Origin of the sequence: Nonomuraea sp. CA-218870 (assembly GCF_050936535.1) — a bacterium.
In the GTDB taxonomy this organism is placed as follows: domain Bacteria; phylum Actinomycetota; class Actinomycetes; order Streptosporangiales; family Streptosporangiaceae; genus Nonomuraea; species Nonomuraea corallina.
Window position 1 is genome coordinate 936,953 of the sequence record NZ_JBNJMN010000001.1, and the last position, 19,127, is coordinate 956,079.

At 68.5% G+C, this 19,127-nt stretch carries 21 protein-coding genes and 1 tRNA gene; 14 read left to right on the top strand and 8 right to left on the bottom strand.

Annotated features, from left to right (window positions below):
- Position 1 precedes the first annotated feature (1 nt).
- Genes ACQEUU_RS04675 through ACQEUU_RS04685 form a run of 3 tightly spaced genes read left to right on the top strand, consistent with a single transcriptional unit; the run spans position 2 to position 3,557 of the window.
- The gene (locus ACQEUU_RS04675) at positions 2-703 is read left to right on the top strand and encodes a hypothetical protein (RefSeq protein ID WP_433060763.1); all 702 of its coding nucleotides are present in this window, start codon (positions 2-4) and stop codon (positions 701-703) included.
- Positions 700-2,802, top strand: coding sequence for a hypothetical protein (locus ACQEUU_RS04680; protein WP_433060766.1), 2,103 nt, complete (start codon positions 700-702; stop codon positions 2,800-2,802). The genes ACQEUU_RS04675 and ACQEUU_RS04680 overlap by 4 nt, the downstream gene beginning before the upstream one ends.
- The gene (locus tag ACQEUU_RS04685) at positions 2,790-3,557 is read left to right on the top strand and encodes a hypothetical protein (RefSeq protein ID WP_433060769.1); all 768 of its coding nucleotides are present in this window, start codon (positions 2,790-2,792) and stop codon (positions 3,555-3,557) included. The genes ACQEUU_RS04680 and ACQEUU_RS04685 overlap by 13 nt, the downstream gene beginning before the upstream one ends.
- Here the strand turns inward: ACQEUU_RS04685 and ACQEUU_RS04690 are convergent, their stop codons facing one another.
- On the bottom strand, positions 3,558-4,082 hold the full coding sequence (locus tag ACQEUU_RS04690; protein WP_433060771.1) for a hypothetical protein: 525 nt from the start codon (positions 4,080-4,082) through the stop codon (positions 3,558-3,560).
- A gap of 352 nt (positions 4,083-4,434) precedes the next feature.
- Complete coding sequence (locus ACQEUU_RS04695; protein WP_433060774.1) at positions 4,435-5,658, bottom strand: helix-turn-helix domain-containing protein; 1,224 nt, start codon at positions 5,656-5,658, stop codon at positions 4,435-4,437.
- 103 nt (positions 5,659-5,761) lie between these two features.
- On the opposite strand from ACQEUU_RS04695, the gene ACQEUU_RS04700 reads away from it, so the two are divergent.
- Together ACQEUU_RS04700 and ACQEUU_RS04705 are read left to right on the top strand one after the other, a co-directional pair.
- Positions 5,762-6,022 carry a hypothetical protein gene (locus ACQEUU_RS04700; protein ID WP_433060777.1) on the top strand — a complete coding sequence of 87 codons (261 nt, stop codon included), beginning with the start codon at positions 5,762-5,764 and terminating at the stop codon, positions 6,020-6,022.
- Between the two features lie 3 nt (positions 6,023-6,025).
- Positions 6,026-6,307, top strand: a complete 282-nt coding sequence (locus ACQEUU_RS04705) for a hypothetical protein (protein WP_433060779.1) — start codon at positions 6,026-6,028, stop codon at positions 6,305-6,307.
- 181 nt (positions 6,308-6,488) lie between these two features.
- On the opposite strand, the gene ACQEUU_RS04710 is transcribed toward ACQEUU_RS04705, so the two are convergent.
- Both ACQEUU_RS04710 and ACQEUU_RS04715 read right to left on the bottom strand, forming a co-directional pair.
- Positions 6,489-6,562 (bottom strand) — tRNA-Pro (locus ACQEUU_RS04710).
- A gap of 71 nt (positions 6,563-6,633) precedes the next feature.
- A complete protein-coding gene (locus ACQEUU_RS04715; protein WP_433060782.1) occupies positions 6,634-7,530 on the bottom strand; it encodes a metallophosphoesterase in 897 nt (298 codons plus the stop codon).
- A 56-nt stretch (positions 7,531-7,586) separates the two neighbouring features.
- On the opposite strand from ACQEUU_RS04715, the gene ACQEUU_RS04720 reads away from it, so the two are divergent.
- Positions 7,587-8,042 (top strand): GatB/YqeY domain-containing protein, encoded by a 456-nt coding sequence (locus ACQEUU_RS04720; RefSeq protein WP_270154436.1) that lies wholly within the window; start codon positions 7,587-7,589, stop codon positions 8,040-8,042.
- Positions 8,043-8,069: 27 nt separating this feature from the next.
- Here the strand turns inward: ACQEUU_RS04720 and ACQEUU_RS04725 are convergent, their stop codons facing one another.
- Entirely contained in the window at positions 8,070-10,277 is a 2,208-nt protein-coding gene (locus ACQEUU_RS04725; RefSeq protein ID WP_433071734.1) for a transglycosylase domain-containing protein, read from the bottom strand.
- Between the two features lie 298 nt (positions 10,278-10,575).
- Between ACQEUU_RS04725 and ACQEUU_RS04730 the strand changes: the two genes are divergently transcribed.
- Entirely contained in the window at positions 10,576-10,872 is a 297-nt protein-coding gene (locus ACQEUU_RS04730; RefSeq protein WP_148036282.1) for a WhiB family transcriptional regulator, read from the top strand.
- 93 nt (positions 10,873-10,965) lie between these two features.
- Here the strand turns inward: ACQEUU_RS04730 and ACQEUU_RS04735 are convergent, their stop codons facing one another.
- Positions 10,966-12,093, bottom strand: coding sequence for an ArsA family ATPase (locus ACQEUU_RS04735; protein WP_433060786.1), 1,128 nt, complete (start codon positions 12,091-12,093; stop codon positions 10,966-10,968).
- Positions 12,090-13,091, bottom strand: a complete 1,002-nt coding sequence (locus ACQEUU_RS04740) for an ArsA-related P-loop ATPase (RefSeq protein ID WP_433060788.1) — start codon at positions 13,089-13,091, stop codon at positions 12,090-12,092. Before ACQEUU_RS04740 ends, ACQEUU_RS04735 begins: the two co-directional genes overlap by 4 nt.
- Positions 13,092-13,167: 76 nt before the next feature.
- On the opposite strand from ACQEUU_RS04740, the gene ACQEUU_RS04745 reads away from it, so the two are divergent.
- From ACQEUU_RS04745 to ACQEUU_RS04760, 4 genes are read left to right on the top strand one after another with little or no spacing between them, the layout of a single operon-like run.
- A complete protein-coding gene (locus ACQEUU_RS04745) occupies positions 13,168-13,323 on the top strand; it encodes a DUF4177 domain-containing protein (RefSeq protein WP_148438127.1) in 156 nt (51 codons plus the stop codon).
- Positions 13,320-13,778 (top strand): RidA family protein, encoded by a 459-nt coding sequence (locus tag ACQEUU_RS04750; RefSeq protein WP_433060791.1) that lies wholly within the window; start codon positions 13,320-13,322, stop codon positions 13,776-13,778. Before ACQEUU_RS04745 ends, ACQEUU_RS04750 begins: the two co-directional genes overlap by 4 nt.
- 49 nt (positions 13,779-13,827) lie before the next feature.
- The gene (locus tag ACQEUU_RS04755) at positions 13,828-14,643 is read left to right on the top strand and encodes an NUDIX hydrolase (protein WP_433060794.1); all 816 of its coding nucleotides are present in this window, start codon (positions 13,828-13,830) and stop codon (positions 14,641-14,643) included.
- Positions 14,640-15,428, top strand: coding sequence for an MBL fold metallo-hydrolase (locus ACQEUU_RS04760; RefSeq protein ID WP_433060797.1), 789 nt, complete (start codon positions 14,640-14,642; stop codon positions 15,426-15,428). The genes ACQEUU_RS04755 and ACQEUU_RS04760 overlap by 4 nt, the downstream gene beginning before the upstream one ends.
- On the opposite strand, the gene ACQEUU_RS04765 is transcribed toward ACQEUU_RS04760, so the two are convergent.
- Positions 15,410-16,090 (bottom strand): Crp/Fnr family transcriptional regulator, encoded by a 681-nt coding sequence (locus tag ACQEUU_RS04765; RefSeq protein ID WP_433060799.1) that lies wholly within the window; start codon positions 16,088-16,090, stop codon positions 15,410-15,412. The two genes, ACQEUU_RS04760 and ACQEUU_RS04765, sit on opposite strands and share 19 nt — an antisense overlap.
- Before the next feature lie 338 nt (positions 16,091-16,428).
- On the opposite strand from ACQEUU_RS04765, the gene nth reads away from it, so the two are divergent.
- The 3 genes from nth to ACQEUU_RS04780 all read left to right on the top strand — a co-directional run bounded on the left by nth (position 16,429) and on the right by ACQEUU_RS04780 (position 19,122).
- On the top strand, positions 16,429-17,163 hold the full coding sequence (gene nth, locus ACQEUU_RS04770; protein WP_433060802.1) for an endonuclease III: 735 nt from the start codon (positions 16,429-16,431) through the stop codon (positions 17,161-17,163).
- Between the two features lie 37 nt (positions 17,164-17,200).
- Positions 17,201-17,848, top strand: coding sequence for an NUDIX hydrolase (locus ACQEUU_RS04775; protein WP_433060804.1), 648 nt, complete (start codon positions 17,201-17,203; stop codon positions 17,846-17,848).
- A gap of 80 nt (positions 17,849-17,928) precedes the next feature.
- Complete coding sequence (locus ACQEUU_RS04780) at positions 17,929-19,122, top strand: MarP family serine protease (protein WP_433060807.1); 1,194 nt, start codon at positions 17,929-17,931, stop codon at positions 19,120-19,122.
- Positions 19,123-19,127: the final 5 nt, after the last annotated feature.

Here is a 19,127-nt window from a genome sequence, read left to right on the forward strand (position 1 = left end):
GATGGAAGAGCACCGGATCATGCTTGTTGCCGATGTCGAGGACTACAGCAGTAGAAATGGCCACGACCAGGCGAAACTGCAGGCCGCCCTTGTAGGTGCACTCGATCACGCCGGCCGTGCAGCGAAGCTGGGAATCCTCGGCTGGGATCGCCAGAAGCAAGGCGACGGCCAGTTCGTAGTCCTACCGCCTAGGACCGACCCGGTGTCTGTGCTGAGTCCGTTCGTCAAGGCTCTATCGAAATACCTGCGACACAAGCAGACGGCGACGTTCCGCATCCGCGTCAGATTGGCTATCCACGAGGGGCCGATTCAACTCGACGGAGCCAACGGATATCCAGGTGATCACGCGGTGCAGCCGAACCGGATGGTCGGTGCACAGCCACTCCGAGCCGCACTCGCCGCCTGCCCCGAGGCATACCTAGGGGTGATCGTCTCCGAGCGCATATTCACGGACTACATAGGGCAGCGACCGGGCAGCCCACGACGTGATCGGTTCCGCCGAGTAGATGTTGAAGAGAAGAAAAACCGGTACGTGGGCTATATCCATGTGCCAGGCCACAACGTTCACGCTGTAGATATTTCGTCGACGATCCCACCCGGGCCAGACATCGAGCGCACGCTGCCAGTTCTCAACATCAGTGGCGCAGGGGCCAACGTGGCGATGTACGGCGACCAGACCAATCACCAGACGTTCGGGCGATGAATGAGGAACAGGCTCCCGAAGAGAGGGAGCGCCCATCCGAGCCGTCGCCACAAGCTGATACTTCCAGTGAAGATGCTCCTGCATCTCCCGAGGACGATTTCGACTCGCTGTCGCCCGAGGACCAAGAGGAACATCGCCGGTTCCGTCTGAGCGGGTTGGCCTCAGGGGGAGCATTTTATGGCGTATCGGGCCAAGGCGCCAACGTTGCCGTCGCAGGCGCTCAGTACAACTATCAGCAGTTCAATGTCAACGCTAGGCCGACGCGGCTCGTTACGCCGTTGACTCCAGAGCGGGTGTGCGCCATTCGTGACTGCACGGTGACGACCGTGTCGAGAGCACAACTCGCCGATCGCTTGCCCCACAACCTAGTGATGTCGCTCAAAGGATCTCCGGAAAGCGGGCGGCGTACCACCGCTTATGCCGCCCTGCTCGACTGGATCGGTGATCAGGAGGACCCCTCGCTGGCCCTAATCAACGGGGACGTGGCGCTAAGCGAGCTGACGAGCAAGGATTTGGCTGGCGCGCGGGGACTCGTCCTGGAACCGAGCGATGACGATTGGGCGGGGGCTTCGCATGAAATGCTCGCCCATCTGCGGTCTATCGCTTACGAGGCGGACTGCCGGATCGTGGTGCTTCTCGCCAGGACGGGGACTGGAGGAGAGTCCCTGGTCGTTCACGATCCTCCGCTGCCCACAGACGTGTTCCGAGCGTGGATCGAGTACCGGCTGGGAGGGTCACACGCTTGGAAGAGGGAGGGTTTCGACGCGCACGAGCCTCAGCTGACGGAGATGCTGGACGGATGCTCTCCGGGCTGGGCCGAGGAGAGGGCTCAAGAGGTCGTCTACGGATTGCGACGTGGACTTCAGCTGGACGAACTCCTCGAAAGCCTTGAAAAACCGGTGAGGGAGCGACTCCAGCAGGCGTTCGCCGCAAGAGATTTGAAGGAGTCATCTTTCAGCAGATGCTTCCTGATCAGCAGCGGTGTCTTCCACGATCTCACTGAGCCGATCGCGTCGCGAGCCGCTCTCCGGCTGGAGGAGCTTATCCGCGGCCAGGAGAACGAGAGGACCCGACCTGGACCACCCGTCTGGGAACCTCTTCAGTCCCTGCTTGTCTATGAGGGCATGCGGACGGAGCCGCGTTTGGTTCCAGGGGACGGGCATCGCATTCGGCTGCGGCGAGACGTGAGAGAACAGGTGCTGCAGGTCGCGTGGGAAGAGGTGCCGGCACTGCGCGGCATCTTGCATGAATGGTTACGCGAGTTCACCAATCATAAGGACGCGCGGGTGGCGACCCGCGCGGCGCAGGCGGTGGCTCAGCTGGCGGTCTGCGACTTCGACGGGGTGAAATCCGAGTTCCTGGAACCCTGGTCCGAGGCTGGTTATGGCGGCAGCTACCTGGCGAAGGCGACGCTCGAGGCGGCATGGTCCCTCAACCCGGACCTGGCCCAGCGCACGCACTGGCTGTTGGAAAATTGGTCCAGAGGCAACTACCGACGGCGAATGACCGCAGCGATAGCGTACGGCTCGCAGATCGGTGTGCAGGCGATCGACAAGGCCCTGCCGTCCTTCAAGCGCGTGGTCCAGCACTCCTTGAGCAACCACCTGCACGCTCTGGTTGCGGGGGCCATCGCCGAGGTGTACGTCGAGACGACTGCTGAGCAGATCCTGCGAGAGTTGCGGGGATGGACCACCTCTGACTCATACGGCCTGCGCCGGACATCGGCCCTTGCTCCCGGACGTCTTGCCTGCCTCCCACCGGAAGTGTTTCCGGGGCGCCTAGCTTTGGCCGAGAACACGATGCATGGTGAGGTAGCTGCTCTGCTCTGCCATGCACTCGACTGTTCTCGGCCCGCGCCATCGGGGCCCGACCGACGAACGCCGCCGGTGTGGGATCTTCTCGCGCGATGGGCGGGAGAAACTCGCTGTCAGCGGGTAATGGAAGAGATCTTCACCATGGTCGGAACCCATTATCGCCACCTTCGAATGCCGCTTCTCTTCCATCTGCGTGCCTGGCGAGCGAAAGGAATCGTCACGGCTGAGCGGCGACTGGTCCTCCATGACATGCTGAAACGAGGTGGCCATCCATGTTCTGGCTGATTCGGCAGTTCAATATCGCGAATTCGGAGGACGATATGGACGTGACCGAACTGGAGTTCGAGACGCCCGCTCTGGGGGATGGCTTTACCTTTCACGTGATGATCCGCTGCACACCAGTGGCAGGCGGAAGAAGGCGCCAAGGTGGCATATGGGGCGACGTTAAGGAAGAGCGGGCGCAGGCCCACGAGGTGGCCAGGCAAGTCGTACGGGAGGTGTGTCGCCGCTACTCAGCGTTCAGCCCAAGAGAGGCGGAAGTTGAGACGAGCAAAAGCATCTTGTCCGCGTTCGCGACGCACTCCACGCTTAGGAACCGCTGGTCGGTGCAGGTGTACGTCAATGTGAGCGAGGACGTCCGCAGTCTCCAACGCGAGGCCCAGATCCGGCAACATAAGATCGTTTCGGATGCGGAAGAGGACGCTCTCCGACTCCGAAAGGTTCAGGAGCTCGCGGAGATCAGTGGGGGCTTCCTCTCCTCGGCGACAGGTCACTGGATCACTCGCTATGCTGTACGGCTCGCTCAGCACCCAGAAGAGGCCGGCGACGTTGTGGCCCAATTGCTCGACGAGCGTCAGGAGCGCGCCGAGCGTCTAGTCAAGCTCGTTAACGAGATGGCCGACGCGCATCAGCAGGCGGGTATTTTCGAGCTGGTGATTGCGAGCGAAGGGGCGCTGCGGCACGCGCTCAAGCAACTCGGCGTCGACGTTCCACCTTTGGAGTCTGACTCCATCTTCGCAGACGCAGAATTCCTCCCCTGATTACTTGGCTAGGGCAGCTACGGCCATCCAGAGGATGACAGACACACATGCCAGACCCATCCAGGGCAGGGCACGCCGGACACGGTGGTGCTTTTGAAGCGCCACCGTCGTGAGCACCTCGATAAGGAGCTGTATCTCTTCTAGTTGCTTGCCTACGGACGCAGGCGGCCGGTCGATCTTGCCCGGCCGCACTAGTCCGAAACGGTTCGTGCCGTACGGCTCCCTCAAATCCGGACGGAGCGCTAGGGCCAGATGGTAGCCCGCGATGAAGAAGCCGGCGCAGAAGGAGGATAGAAGTACAGCGGCCCCGATCGCACTCACCGGGCCAGCGGTCCAGAGCGGCACCATCCCGCCCACCTGCGTGGCGGCGAGCGCCGCCACGCCCAGGTGAATGGTCACCATTGTCGTCACCTTGGCCTCGGCCTGCTGTACATAGCCAGTGAAGGTACCCAGACTCGTGAGGGCGACGGTCAGTGCTTCGGCGCGGGTCAGGCTGTTGTTGACGGGCATTGCACTCCAATCCACGATGTCTACTGGATAAGTTGACCCCGGCATTGGCGTGCTTCACCCGTATTTCTCCGGCTGACGATCGCCGATTGATGCGTGTGATCGTCAGTGCAGCGCGTCACCGCAACTTGGGCACCGGGACACCGGACTCCGGGACGCTGACCTGCGCAAGGGCGGGTGAGAAACGCTCCCCGCAGCCGTCATTTCACGAGGGCTGAAACACTGAGGGACGCGGCCCCGTCGAGTGGCAAGTATTTCAGCCATATCCAGGGGACATCATGGCAACACTGTCCCCGGGCTTTCCCCGGTTTCCGCAGCCGTTTCTGCATATCAGGGGTTGGTGAGGGACAGCGAGGACAGTAGAGACACCTCACTGGTGCGAGGGTACGAGCGATTCCTTAATGGCCCGTGCGCCGGAAGCGCCGATTGACCCGAGGTGGTGGGCGGTGCGGCGGAGTTCGGTCACGGCGTAGGCGTTGAGCGCTATGGCGTCCGGAGCGACGCTCAGGGCGGTGGCAACTGCGGCTTCAGCGTCGCCCTGCATAGCCTGGGCACGTGCGAGACAGGCTCCGTACCAGGCCCTGTCGCGGTGGTAGTGGCCGGGCAGAGTGGAAAGGCCGCGTTCCAGATAGTCGGTGGCACGGCGGCCGTCGCCGAGTTCCAGTTCGGCCATGCCGCGTTGCATGAGAAACCAGCCCTCGTCGTAGAAGTACATCCAGGGCGGCTCCTCCTCGGGGTGTTCGGCGGCGGCTCGGATGAGGTGTTCGGCTTCGGCGAGCTGGGTGCGGGCCTGGTTGGCTTCGCCCATCTGGGCGTGGCCTCGGCCGGCCATCTGGGAGGCCATGCCCTGCACGCCGTACGTGGTGCGGCCGTCGTGCCAGCGGGAGGCTTGCGCCAGGCGGACACAGAGGTGTGGGTCGCCGAGGCTCCAGGCTTGGTGGGCGCGCATGTTCAGGGTGGTCGAGGCGAGGCAGGCATCGCCGGCCTCGATGGCCCAGGCGTGAACGCGGTCGTACCAGGCCAGGGCGGCGGCGTGCTGGCGGGAGTCGTGGCACATCCAGGCGATGAATTGGGCGTACTGAGCCAGCACGGCGACGGCCCGGTCGGCGAGTTGGCCGCGGGCGCCTCGGGCCAGGTCGGCGACGGTGGACAGTTGGGCGTGGACGAGGGGCAGCAAGGGGCGGCTGCCGATGGTGTCCTCGACGCGGCGATGCTCGGCCAGGCAGTGTTCCAGCCATTGCACGGTGGCCACGTCGACGCGGCCCGGCTGCTCGATGGCGCGGGTGATGCGCTCGTACAGGTCCGCGTCCGGAGCCAGCGAGGGCAGGGCCAGCGCGGGAACCGGCGTGGTGGTCGTGCCGAAGAGCTGGTCCTCGGCCACTTCGAAGACCGCGCAGTAGAGCCGGGTGTAGAAGGCGTCCGGCCGGTGCTCGCCGGTCTCATGGCCCCGGATGCGCCGGATGAGACTGTCCACCTCCGGCAGAGGCTTGTCAGCGACGCGGGCCAGTTCGCGGGCCAGGCCGCGCTGTGACCAGCCGCGCGTTTTGCGGGCCGCGAGCAGGCGGGCTGCCCACAGCGGGGTGGGCTCGTTCATCCGGCACACCTCCAAGGGGAAGGAGCGGACACGGGGCGGACATCCCAGGTCACCGCTCGGTGTCCTCTGTTGAGCTGTTACCGCCTGTAGCTGGGATGTATGCATGTTCAGCGACAGCGACGGCTTCTACGCATGGACGGCCAGCGACGAGTCCGGCCGTGGCTCCTGTGGCATCACGGGCCGGCCCGAGCGAGCCGTCGCGTTGCTGGCCCGGTCGCTCGGCGAGCTGGCTCCGGGAGCGACGGGCACGGTCCGCCTGGTGCGCCTGGACCGGCTGGCGCGACGTCCCTCCTACATCTACGGCCCGACCGTGCTGTGCTTGCGGCGCACGGATCAGGCCGTCGTGATCGTCGCGGGTGACTGAGGCGTGCAGGAGTGGGAGCCGTACGTGCAGTACGGCATGCTGCTGCGGATGCGGGAGACCTCGTGCTGCGGGGAGTACGAGTGGTGCTGTGAGGGCGGCCTGTACTTCGTGCGCCGCAACGGCGACGGGTACGAGACGACGCCGCGGAGCCGCTATGCCCAGGCCCGGCCCGTCTGGGAAGGCCTCATCCGCAATCATCGGCACACCTCCCAGCGTCAGAGAGACGGCAAGCCGACCAGCTCAGGCTGCGACAGAGCACGCCCCTCTGCCGGGAAGAGCCGATAGACCGCCTCACGGACCACCTCGTCTCACACCGTGCGACGAACTCCTCGGGAGTGCCGCCGCGGCGAAACGGCGGAGCGCCGGCATTGATCTTTGTGGTACGCAGCGATCTGGCGTATCCACAAGAAACAAGAGAGGCCGCCTCCGATCTTCGGAAGCGGCCTTTCTGCCTGCGGCAATACTGTCGGGGTGGCGGGATTTGAACCCACGACCTCTTCGTCCCGAACGAAGCGCGCTGCCAAGCTGCGCTACACCCCGGTGCACGTCGTCCTGCACGTGCGTGGAAAGTCTAGCCGACTTCGGGGGTGCTTGTGACCACTCGGGTGGTCTCAGCGCCGGGGCACGAGGGTGAGCAGGGACGCCTCCGGGAAGCAGGCGAAGCGGGCCGGGGCGTACGGGGAGGTGCCGAGGCCGGCGGAGACGTGCAGCCAGGCGCTGTCGTGGCGGCTGAGGCCTTTGACGCGCTTCCTGTCGATGCCGCAGTTGGTGACCAGGGCGCCGTAGAACGGGATGCAGAGCTGGCCGCCGTGGGTGTGGCCGGCGAGGAGGAGTTGGTAGCCGTCGTCGGCGAAGCGGGTCATGTTGCGCGGCTCTGGGGAGTGCATGACGCCGAGGCGGAGGTCGGCGTCGGCGGGGGCGGGGCCGGCCACGAGGTCGTAGCGGTCGCGGGAGATGTGGGAGTCGTGGATGCCGGCCACGGCCACGTCGAGGTCGCCGACCTTGATGCGGGCGGTGGTGTTGTTCATGTCGAGCCAGCCCTCCGCGGCCATGCCGGCGCCCAGCTCCTCCCAGGGGAGTGACGGGGTGTGCTGGCGGCGCTCGTTGCGTGAGGTGCGCCAGAGGTAGCGCAGGGGGTTCTTCGGCTGGGGCGCGTAGAGGTCGTTGGACCCGTACACGAACAGGCCGGGGCGGCGTAGCAGCGGCTCCAGCGCGTGCAGCAGCGACGTGACGGCGTCGGGGTGGGCGATGGAGTCGCCGGTGTTGACCACCAGGTCGGGCTCCAGCGCGCCCAGCGAGCGCACCCAGTTGATCAGCATGGTGCGGCGCGGGGTCAGGTGCAGGTCGGACAGGTGCAAGATGCGTACGGGACGCTGACCTCGCGCCAGGACCGGCACGTCGAAACGGCGCAACCGGAAGGAGTTGCGCTCCACGACGGACGCGTACGCCACCCCGGCGACGCCGAGCCCGAGCACTGACAGCGGCACTGCGACTGCTTTCCTCACCATCTCATGATGCCTGACATCCGGCACGAGGCGTCCGTGCACGCGGCAAGATGGACCGCATGAGCGGATTGAAAGACAAGTTGAAGGCCGATCTCACGGCCTCGATGAAGAATCGGGACGAGGTCCGGCTGCGGACCATCCGGATGGCTCTGGCGGCGGTGAACGTCGAGGAGGTCGCCGGCAAGGAGGCCAGGGAGCTCTCCGACGCGGAGATCATCAAGGTGCTGACCCGGGAGGCGAAGAAGCGCCGGGAGGCGGCGGAGGCGTTCGGCAACGCCGGGCGCGCCGAGCAGGCTCAGGCGGAGCTCGACGAGCAGGCGGTGCTGGAGGAGTACCTCCCCGCCCAGCTGTCCGACGAGGAGCTGGGCCGGCTGGTGGAGGAGGCCATCGCCGAGACGGGCGCCTCGGGCCCGCAGGCGATGGGCCAGGTGATGAAGGTCGTCAACCCGAAGGTCGCGGGGCGGGCGGAGGGCGGCCGGGTGGCCGCCGCCGTGCGCGCCAGGCTGGCTTCCTGAGCGGTCGCCCTCAGCCGGGGCCGGCCGTCATTCGGCCGGCACCAGGCCCGTCTCGTTCCAGTTGCCCCAGTCGCGGTCGGCGACGTCGCCGCCGCGCCCCCGGCCGCCGCGGTCGCCCCGGTCGGTGCGGTCTCCCCGGTCGGGGTCGAACAGGTCGCGCAGGTCGTCGAAGTCGCGGGGGTCCTTCTCCTTCGGCTTGGGCGCGCACTTGTCGCTGCAGCCGCCGAAGCGGGACCGGTCGGCCGGGTGGAACTTGGCCGCCTCCACGCCCTTGAGCGCAGCGATCATCGATTCCTTCCAGATCGGGCCGGAGATCGACGCGCCGTACACGTACGAGTAGTAGCGGCCGCCGATGGTCACGCCGATCAGGTTGTGGCTGAAGGCGCCGCGCGGGTCGCCGATGCTGACCGCCGAGGACAGGTTGGGCGTGTAGCCGGCGAACCAGGCGGCGGTGTAGTTGTCGGTGGTGCCGGTCTTGCCGGCGGCGTCGCGGCCGATGCCGCCGACCCCGCTCATCGTGCCCTTGGTGAACACGCCGGACAGGATGGCGCTGACGGCGTCGGCGACCTCCTCGTCCAGGACCTGCTCGCACTTGGGCTTGAACCGGGTGACCTCGCCGTTGCGGTCCTTGACCTCGGTGATGGCGAGCGGCTTGCAGTGCTTGCCGCGGGCGCCGAGGGTGGCGTAGGTGTTGGCGACCGTCACCGGGTCGACCTCGTTGATGCCGAGGGTGAAGGTCTCGAACTCGCCGAGCTTCCCGCCGTCGGCCCGCTTGAGGCCCATCTTCTTGGCCGTCTTGACCGTGTCGCAGAGGCCGACGTCCTGCTGCAGCTTCATGAAGAACGTGTTGACCGAGCCCCAGGTGCCGCTCTCCAGCGTCTTGAAGCCGCCGCCGCCCTCGCTGGAGTTGTTGACGGTGTGGGACGGGTCGCCGACGCCGTTGCCCTTGCAGTCCTTGAACGTGCTGTAGCCGGAGGCGCGGTAGCCGTCGGGCGAGGGGAAGCCGTCGCCGAACTTCATGCCCTCGGCCAGCGCCGTGGTCAGCGTGTAGACCTTGGCGGTGGAGCCCTGCTGGAAGCCCCGGCCGCCGCCGTGCGCGGCGTCGGCGACCAGGTTGTAGGACATCTCGTTCTTCTTCTTGGAGTTGCCGAACGTGCGGGAGGCGGCCATGGCCTTGATCTCGCCGGTGCCCGGCACGATCATCGCCTGCGCGGCCACCGGCTTGTCCTTGGGGCTCACGTACTTCTTGATGGCCTTCTCGGCGGCCTTCTGCATCTTCGGGTCGATCGTGGTCTTGATGGTCAGGCCGCCGCGCTGGAGGAGCTTGAGCCGCTCCTCGGCGGTCTTGCCGAAGTCCTCGTTGAGCAGGATCTCGTTCTGCACGTAGAGGCAGAAGTAGGGGTACTTGCTCTCCTCGCAGCCGCCGGGCATCTCGACGTCTTTCCAGCCGAGCTTCTTCTTCTTGGCCTCGTCGGCCTCCGCGCGGGTGATCGCGCCGACCTCGGCCATGCGGTCGAGCACGACGTTGCGCCGCTCCAGCAGCAGGGCTCTGGACTTGGGGCCGACGTTGGGGTCGGTCCTGGCGGGGTTCTGGACCGCGCCGGCGAGGGTGGCGGACTCGGCCAGGGTGAGCTCGCTGGCGGGCTTGTCGAAGAAGCGCCGGGCGGCGGCCTGGATGCCGTGGGCGCCCGCGCCGAAGTAGGCGATGTTGAGGTAGCGCTCGAGGATCTGGTTCTTGGAGTACTTCTGCTCGATCGCCATGGCGTGGCGCAGCTCGTTGAGCTTTCGGGAGACCGTCGTGGCGGTCGCCGCGGCGCGCTCCTCGTCGGTCTCGGCGGCGTTGACCAGCACCTGCTTGACGTACTGCTGGGTGATGGAAGAGCCGCCCTGGGTGACCCCGCCGGTGGTAAGGTTCTTGATCAGAGCGCGGGCGGTGCCCTCGAGGTCGATGGGTCCGTGCTTGTAGAAACGGAAGTCCTCGATCGCGATCAGGGCCTTCTGCATGATCGGGGCGACCTTGTCGAGGCTGACCGACTGGCGGTTCTCGAAGTAGAACTGCGCGATCTGCTTGCCGTCGGCGTCGACGAGTCTCGTGCGTTCGGAGAGCGGCGGCTCCGTGAGCTCTTCGGGCTTGAGGTCCAGGGCCCCGACGGCCGACTTGGCCGAGACGCCCGCTCCGCCCACGGCGGGCAGGGCCACGGCGGCTGCGAGCACGCCCGCGGCCACGCCGGCCACCGTCAACTTGATGACGTTGAGTATCGGCGATGAACGATCTTTGCCCTGAGCTTGCACGGTCCCAAGCCTACGTCGAATGCGTGTCGCTAACGGTAACACGACACCATTTCGCCTTGACTGGCCGGGGTGACTAGTCATTCCCGGTCAACAGTCCAGCGAGAATTTGGTCCTCTGGGGTCTGTCGGCCCGAAGGTCTCCTTGCGTACGTTCTCTCTGCGGCAATTGAATACGGAGGCTCGGCGCCCGCGCCCGTCGGCCCCAAATGACGACTGACCACCTAAGGGGAGTGGGGTCGAAAATGTGGATCACGGATTGGACCTCCCGTGCCGCCTGTCGTGGTGCGGACCCGGACGCGCTGTTCGTCCAAGGGGCTGCACAGAACAGGGCGAAGCTGATCTGTCGAGGATGCCCGGTCCGTACCGAATGCCTCGCCGATGCGCTGGACAACCGCATCGAGTTCGGGGTGTGGGGCGGTATGACCGAGCGCGAACGGCGAGCGCTGCTGCGGCGGCGACCCGATGTCGACTCCTGGCGAGAGCTGCTCGAGTCGGCGAAAGAAGAGTACGAGCGGACCAACGAGCTGATCGCCGGCTGATCGGTCCGGGCGAGTTGCGGTCGGCCGTGAGGCCGGCCGCGCTCTTGTGCGGAGCACTCGCCCTCACGGTGAAGGGCGGTGGCGGGCTCGCGGCTAGCTCTTGGCCATGAGCTCGCCCACCCGGCGCAGGCCGGCCAGGTCGTGCACGTCGTCGGACATCGCGGCGACCTGGGTGACCGGCACTGTCGGGTGCGCGCCGACGAAGTGGTCCTGTTCCCGGTGTCCGCGAGCGGTGAGTTGCATCCTGCCGGTGTGCAGCCGCAGCACGGCGGCGGTCAGCTCATGCTCGCCCCGGGACTCCAGGTCCTCGGCGGCCGCGGCGCTCCGGACTCCCGAGAGCGACGCGGCCGGCGACTCGTGGACCCGGTTGACCACGAGGCCGGCGAGGGGCATCCGCTCCTCGGCCAGCCGCTCCACGAAGTAGGACGCCTCCCGCATGGCGTCGCGCTCCGGCGTGGCGACCACGAGGAAGGCCGTGCCAGGCGCCTGGAGCAGCTTGTACGTCAGGTCGGCGCGCTGCCTGAAGCCGCCGAAGACCGCGTCGAGCGCCGACACGAACGTCTGCAGATCCTTGATCACCTGGGCGCCGAGCAGTTTGTTCAGCGCGCCCGCGACGAGCCCGAACCCGGCGTTGAAGAGCCGGAAGGCGCTGCGTCCTCCGGCCTTGGCCGGGGCGGTGAGCAGCCGGATGAACCGGCCGTCGAGGAAGCGGCCGAGCCGTTCGGGCGCGTCGAGGAAGTCGAGGGCGGAGCGTGACGGCGGGGTGTCGACGATGATCAGGTCCCACTCGTCGGAGCGGCGGAGCTGGCCGAGCTTCTCCATGGCCATGTACTCCTGCGTGCCGGCGAAGCTCGACGACAGCGACTGGTAGAAGGGGTTCGACAGGATCTGGCGGGCCCGTTCCGGGTCGGCGTGCGCCTCGATGATCTCGTCGAACGTGCGCTTCATGTCGAGCATCATCGCGTAGAGCCGGCCGCCGCTCTCGCACTCGACGACGCGGCGTGGAGTGTTGTCGAGCTCGGTCAGCCCCATCGACTGGGCCAGGCGCCGGGCGGGGTCCACCGTGAGCACCACGGCGCACCTGCCGCGTTCGGCGGCGCGCAGGCCGAGCGCGGCGGCGGTGGTGGTCTTGCCGACGCCGCCGGAGCCGCAGCAGACGATGATGCGGGTGCCGCGGTCGTCGAGGATGGCGTCGATGTCGAGGGTGGCGGGCTTTCTCACGCTGCTCCCTGGGTGCGGATGCTCTCGGCCAGCTCGTACAGGCCCGCGAGGTCGACCCCGTCGGCCAGGAGCGGCAGCTCGTAGCTCGGCCGTGAGGCGGCGTCGAGGGTCCGGCGCTCGTCGCCTTCTAGCTCGGCGCGGCGGGCGTGCTCGACGAGCTCCTCGGTGAGCGCCTCGGCCAGGGCCTTGGCGTCGCCTCCTGAGGCGAGGCCGGCGGCCTCCAGGCCGGCGACCAGCTCCGCGGAGTCGAAGCGGCCCTTGACCGCCTGGTCGAGCACGGGTTGGGGGAGCAGCGGCGCGCGCACCATGTTGACGAACACGCCGCCCGGTGGCAGGCCCGCCGCGCGGAGCTCGGCGAGGCCGTCGAGCGTCTCCTGAACGGGCATCTCCTCCAGCAGCGTCACGAAGTGCACCGCCGTCTCCGGGCTCTTGACGACGCCTCGTACGAGGTCGGAGTGGTTCTTGATGGGGCCGACCTTGGCCAGGCCGGCGACCTCCTCGGTGACGTTCAGGAAGCGCGTGATGCGGCCGGTCGGCGGCGCGTCGAGGACCACGGCGTCGTAGACGCGCTTGCCGTTCTTGGCGCGCCTGCGCACGGCCTCGGTGGTCTTGCCGGTGACCAGCACGTCGCGGAAGCCCGGGGCGATGGTGGTGGCGAAGTCGAGCACCCCCATCTTGGTCAGCGCCCGGCCCGCCCTGCGCATGCCGTAGAACATCTCCAGGTATTCGAGCATGGCCTCTTCGGGGTCGACGGCCAGCGCGTACACGTCGCCGCCGCCGGGCGCCACGGCGATGCGGCGCTCCTCGTACGGCAGCGGCGGCAGGTCGAAGATCTGCGCGATGCCCTGGCGGCCCTCCACCTCGACGAGCAGCACCTTGCGGCCGCCCGCGGCGAGCGCGAGCGCCAGCGCGGCGGCCACCGTCGTCTTTCCGGTGCCGCCCTTGCCGGTGACGACGTGGAGTCGCACGCCGTCCCAATCCGTGTCCCCAGAGTCCACGATTCGAGGCTACCGAACGGTTACTTGACGTCAGCCCACGAGAGTCCCGGAGATTGCTCACACTACGCTGATGTCCATGAAGAAATGGGAGTACCTCACGGCTCCAGTGCTGATACACAACACGAAGATGATCCTGGACAACTTCGGCGCCGACGGCTGGGAGCTGGTCCAGATCGTCCAGGGCGCCACGCCCGAGCAGCTGGTCGCCTACTTCAAGCGGGAGAAGCAGTGACACCTGAGCAGAAGATCGCGGATCTCGGGCTGGAGCTGCCCGAGGTGGTGGCGCCGCTGGCCGCGTACGTGCCGACGGTGCGCACCGGGAACCTGGTCTACACCTCGGGTCAGGTGCCCGTGGTGAAAGGCGAGGTGCAGGTCACCGGCAAGCTCGGCGCCGAGGTCGGCGTCGAGGACGGGCAGGCGGCGGCCCGGGTCTGCGCGCTCAACGCGCTGGCGGCGCTGAAGGCCGAGGTCGGTGAGCTGGCCCAGGTCAAGCGGATCGTCAAGGTCGTGGTGTTCGTGGCCAGCGCTCCGGACTTCACCGGGCAGCCGCAGGTCGCCAACGGCGCCAGCGAGCTGCTGGGCGAGGTGTTCGGCGAGGCGGGCAAGCACGCGCGCAGCGCCGTCGGGGTGGCCTCGCTGCCGCTGAACGTCCCGGTCGAGGTGGAGCTCATCGCCGAGGTGTCCTGAAAGCCGGATATGTCACTATGACCGAGTGATGTTCTAGTTGGAGGTCATCGTGGCTGGTCTTCGGTTCTCTCGGGAACACGCCGAGCACATCAGAGACGTGCTGTCCGGGCGTGTCGCCCCGGCCCCCGCGCGGGACGCCGCCACCGTGGCGCTCTTCCGCGCGGGCCGGGGCGGCGGCATCCGGGTCTACCTGCTGCGGCGCAAGGCCACCATGGCCTTCGCCGCCGGCGCTTACGTCTTCCCCGGCGGTTCGGTCGACCCGCGCGACACCGACCAGGCCGTGGCCTGGGCCGGACCGTCGCCCGCCGAATGGGGGCGGGTCTTCCGCGCGGACGAGGCGACGGCCAGGGGCCTGGTGTGCGCGGCCGTGCGCGAGACGTTCGAGGAGTCGGGGGTGCTGCTCGCCGGGCCGGGACCCGCCTCCGTGGTCGCCGACACCCGGGGCGACGACTGGGAGGCCGACCGGCTGGCACTGATCGACAGGACCCTCGCCTTCGCCGACTTCCTCGCAAAGAGGGGCCTGGTGCTCCGCTCCGACCTGCTCAAGCCGTGGGCCCACTGGATCACGCCCGAGGCCGAGACGCGGCGCTTCGACACCCGCTTCTTCGTCGCCGTGCTGCCCGAGGGCCAGCGCACCCGCGACGTGGGCGGCGAGGCCGACCAGGTCGAGTGGCGCCGCCCGGCCGAGGCCCTGTCCATGGCGGACGCCGGGGAGATCTTCCTGATGCCTCCCACGTACCGCACGCTGAGCGAGCTGGCCCGTCACGACAGCGTGGAGTCGGTGCTGGGCGAGGAGCGGGAGATCGTCACCGTGCTGCCGAGGGTCGTGGAGGTCGACGGCGAGTTCCGGCTGGAGTCGGCGTGAGCGGCCTGCACATACCGCTCGACACGCCCGACGGCTCGCGCACCGCGCACGCCGAGAACCTCCTCGCGCCCAACCCGTCGGCCATGACGCTCGACGGCACCAACACATGGGTGATCGGCGGCCGGGAGGTCGTCGTGGTCGACCCGGGGCCCGACGACGAGGCCCACCTGCTCCGGGTCCGCGACCACCTGGGGGAGCGCCGGGTGACGCAGATCCTGCTCACCCACGGGCACGTCGACCACAGCGGCGGCGCCCGGCGGTTCGCCGGGCTGACCGGCGCGCCGGTGCGGGCCCTGGACCCGCGCCACCGGCTGGGCGACGAGGGGCTCGCCGACGGCGACGTGGTCGTCGTGGACGGGCTGGAGATCCACGTGTACGGCACGCCCGGCCACTCGGCGGACTCGCTCTGCTTCTGGCTCCCCGACGACCGGGCCATGCTGACCGGCGACACCGTGCTCGGCCGGGGCACCACGATCATCGCGCAGGACGGCGGCCTGGCCGACTACCTGCACAGCCTGGACCGGCTCAGGGCGGCGGCGGAGAGCCTGGAGGCGCGGGCCCTGCTGCCCGGCCACGGCCCCGTGCTGCCCGACCCGATCGGCGCGCTCGACGGCTACCTCGCGCACCGGCGCGAGCGTCTCGACCAGATCAGGGAGGCGCGCCGGCGGGGCGCGCGCACGCCGCGGGAGATCGTGCGGATCGTGTACGCGGACGTCGACAGGTCGCTCTGGCCCGCGGCCGAGGTGTCGGTGCGGGCCCAGCTGGACTATCTGGAGCGGTTGTAGAGCCGGTCGTGGTCGAGGATGACCACGGCCTTGGCCTCGATGCGCAGCCAGCCGCGCTGCGCGAAGTCGGCCAGGGCCTTGTTGACCGTCTCGCGGGACGCGCCGACGAGCTGGGCCAGCTCCTCCTGGGTGAGGTCGTGGTGGACGCGGATGCCGTCGTCGGTCTTGGCGCCGAACCGCTCGGCCAGGTCGAGCAGCTGCTTGGCCACCCGGCCGGGCACGTCGGTGAACACCAGGTCGGCCAGCACGTCGTTGGTGCGGCGCAGCCGCTGGGCGAGGGCCCGCAGCAGGTGGAGCGCCACCTCGGGGCGGCCGGTCAGCCAGGGACGCAGGTCGTCGTGGCCCAGCCCGGCCAGGCGCACCTCGGTCAGCGCGGTCGCGGTGGCGGTGCGCGGCCTGGGGTCGAACAGCGACAGCTCGCCGAACATCTCGCTCGGCCCCAGCACGCTGAGGACGTTCTCCCGGCCGTCGGGGGAGGTGCGGGAGAGCTTCACCTTGCCTTCGAGGACCACGTAGAGCCGGTCACCGGTCTCGTTCTCGTGGAAGACGGTCTGCCCTTTGGACAGCTGGACCTCGGTGATGCTCGTCCTGAGCGCCGCGGCGCTCTCCCGGTCGAGCGCGGCGAACAGGGGGGCCTTGCCCAGCACGTCTTCGGTGTTCACTCTGCCTCCTCTGCTGCCATTGTGACGCACACCACTCCGGGCGGCGCACCTGGGGAGCAGCTCGTCCCGTGTGTCGCTCAAACTGGACGAACCGCCTGCGAGCTCGAGATGGTCCCCCCACGACGAGCCGTGCGATCCTCCTGCCGAAGTGTATGAACAAAACCGTCAACATGCTTACTCATCCCCCGCGGTAACCCCCACAGTCCGGCACATGAACCGATAAATGGCCTTCAGTCGCCTGAAAGCCGGGTGTTTCCCCCTCCGGCACGCCAAGGGCGGCAGAGGAGGGCGCAAAGGATCGTGTCCGGTGAGCGCGCGCGTGGCCGTACCCTTGCGGCATGGCGACGAACGTGGCGGGCGCCCGCGGACGCAAGCCGGAGACGCGGCTGGGGCTGGTGCGGCGAGCCAGGAAGATGAACCGGATCCTCGCGGAGACCTACCCCGACGCCCACTGCGAGCTCGACTTCACCAACTCGTTCGAGCTCCTGGTCGCCACCGTGCTGTCGGCGCAGACCACCGACGTGCGGGTCAACCTGACCACGCCCGCGCTGTTCGCCAAATACCCGACGCCCGACGACATGGCCGCCGCCGACCCCGAGGACCTGGAGGCCATCATCAAGCCGACCGGGTTCTTCCGGGCGAAGACCCGCTCGCTCATCGGGCTGGCCACCGGCCTGCGTGACCGGTTCGGTGGCGAGGTGCCGCGCAGGATGGACGACCTGGTCACGCTGCCCGGCGTGGGCCGCAAGACCGCCAACGTCGTGCTCGGCAACGCGTTCGGGGTGCCGGGGCTGACCGTCGACACCCACTTCCAGCGGCTGGTGGTGCGCCGCTTCGGGTGGACCGGGGAGACCGACCCTGTCAAGATCGAACTGGTCGTCGGCGAGCTCATCCCCAAGCGGGAGTGGACCGTCTTCTCCCACCGGGTGATCTGGCACGGCCGCCGCATCTGCCACGCCCGCAGGCCCGCCTGCGGCGTCTGCCCGCTGGCGGCGCTCTGCCCCTCGTACGGCACCGGCCCGACCGCCGCCGAGGAGGCGCGCAAGCTGGTGCGTTCCGGACCCTTCTCCTGAGGGGAAGCTCCGTGATCCCCGCGGCGTTGGAGAAGTCGTGACCGAGGTGCCCCACTGGCTCGACCAGCTCGCCGCGAACGCTCCCACGACCCCCGTGCCCGCCCGGCTGCGCCCTCCCGCGCGAGGCGGACGCAAGGCGGCGGTGCTGGCCCTGTTCGGTGACGGCCCCTACGGCACCGACGTGCTGCTCATCCAGCGCAGCATCCGCGGGCGCCGGCATCCCGGCCAGCCGGCGTTCCCCGGCGGCGGCGTCGACCCCGGCGACGACGGCCCGGTCGGCGCGGCGCTGCGCGAGGCCGAGGAGGAGACCGGGCTGGACCCGCGCGGCGTCACCGTGCTCGGCACCATGCCCGAGCTGTACCTCTCACACAGCGACAACCGCGTCACCCCCGTGCTCGGCTGGTGGCACGACCCCTCGGCGGTGCACGCCGCCTCGCCCGACGAGGTCGACTCCGTCGAACGGGTGCCCGTGGGCGAGCTGACCGACCCGGCCAACCGCGTCATGCTCCGCTGGCGTGCCGACCTGGCCGGACCCGCCTTCCGGGTACGCGGGATGCTCGTGTGGGGGTTCACCGCGGCGGTGCTCGACGGACTGCTCCGCGACGGCGGGCTGGAACAGCCGTGGGACCGCGGCCGGATCGAGGAGATCCCGCCCGAGGTGCTCAACCTCGCCGCCCGCGGCTAGCGCCACGCCGGCCGCGACGCGCGGGGCGGTCCTGGCGGAAGACATGCACACTTGACCCAGTCCCTGGTTAGCTTTGAAGCGTGCGCGGTGATCTGCTTGACCTCATATTGATCGGCCTCGTGATCGCTTTTGGGATCTCGGGATACCGGCAGGGCTTCATCATCGGGGTGATGAGCTTCGTCGGGTTCGTGGGCGGGGCCGTCCTGGGAGTGTTCATCGCGCCGCCGATCGCCCGCGCCGTCGTCGACGGCGACACGCCGCAGGCGCTCCTCGCCATCGTGGTCGTCTTCCTGGCGGCGACGATCGGGCAGTTCGCCTCCTCGACCATCGGCGCCGTGGTGCGCTCGCACGTCACGTGGGAGCCCGCCAAGGTGGCCGACGCGGTCGGAGGCACGTTCGCCAGCGCGCTGTCGGTCCTGGTGATCGCCTGGCTGATCGGCTCGTTGATCGTCTCGACCTCGTTCACCCCGCTGGTCGACCAGGTCAAGGGGTCGCTGCTGCTCACCACCGTCGACCAGGCCATCCCGCAGTCGGCGCGCAACTGGCAGCAGCCGTTCAAGAAGTTCATCGACCGCTCCGAGTTCCCGCCGGTCTTCGACGCGATCGGCGCGGGCCAGCTCGTGGACGTCGACCCGGCCCCGCGCAGCATCCTCAAGGGCGCCAGGCTGGAGCGGGCCACCCGGGCCATCGTGAAGGTGCAGGGCAACGCCGAGAGCTGCAACAAGCACATCGAGGGCACCGGTTTCGTCTACGCCCGCGACCGCATCATGACCAACGCGCACGTCGTCGCCGGGGTGACCCGCGACCTGCAGATCGTCGACCACACCGGCAGGCGGCACGCCGCCACGGTGGTCCGCTACAACCCGCGCCGCGACATCGCCGTCCTCCGCGTGCCGGGGCTCAACCTGCCGGCGCTCGCCTTCGACGGCGAGGCCGAGAAGGGCGACAACGCGATCATCGCCGGCTTCCCGAAGGGCCAGGGCTTCACCGCCGAGCCGGCCCGCATCCGCAGCCGCATCAACAACGCCGAGAGCCCCGACATCTACCGCGACACCAACGTCACCCGCTCCGTCTACGCGATCCGCGGCGTGGTGCTGCCGGGCAACTCCGGCGGCCCGCTGCTCACCGTCGACGGCCGCGTGTACGGGGTGATCTTCGCGGCCGCGGTGAGCCAGGAGGAGACCGGCTACGCGCTGACGGCCGACGAGGTCCGTCCGGACGCCGAGCAGGGAAAGAACGACACCAGCCCGGCCGACACCCAGGAATGCGACTGAGCCGC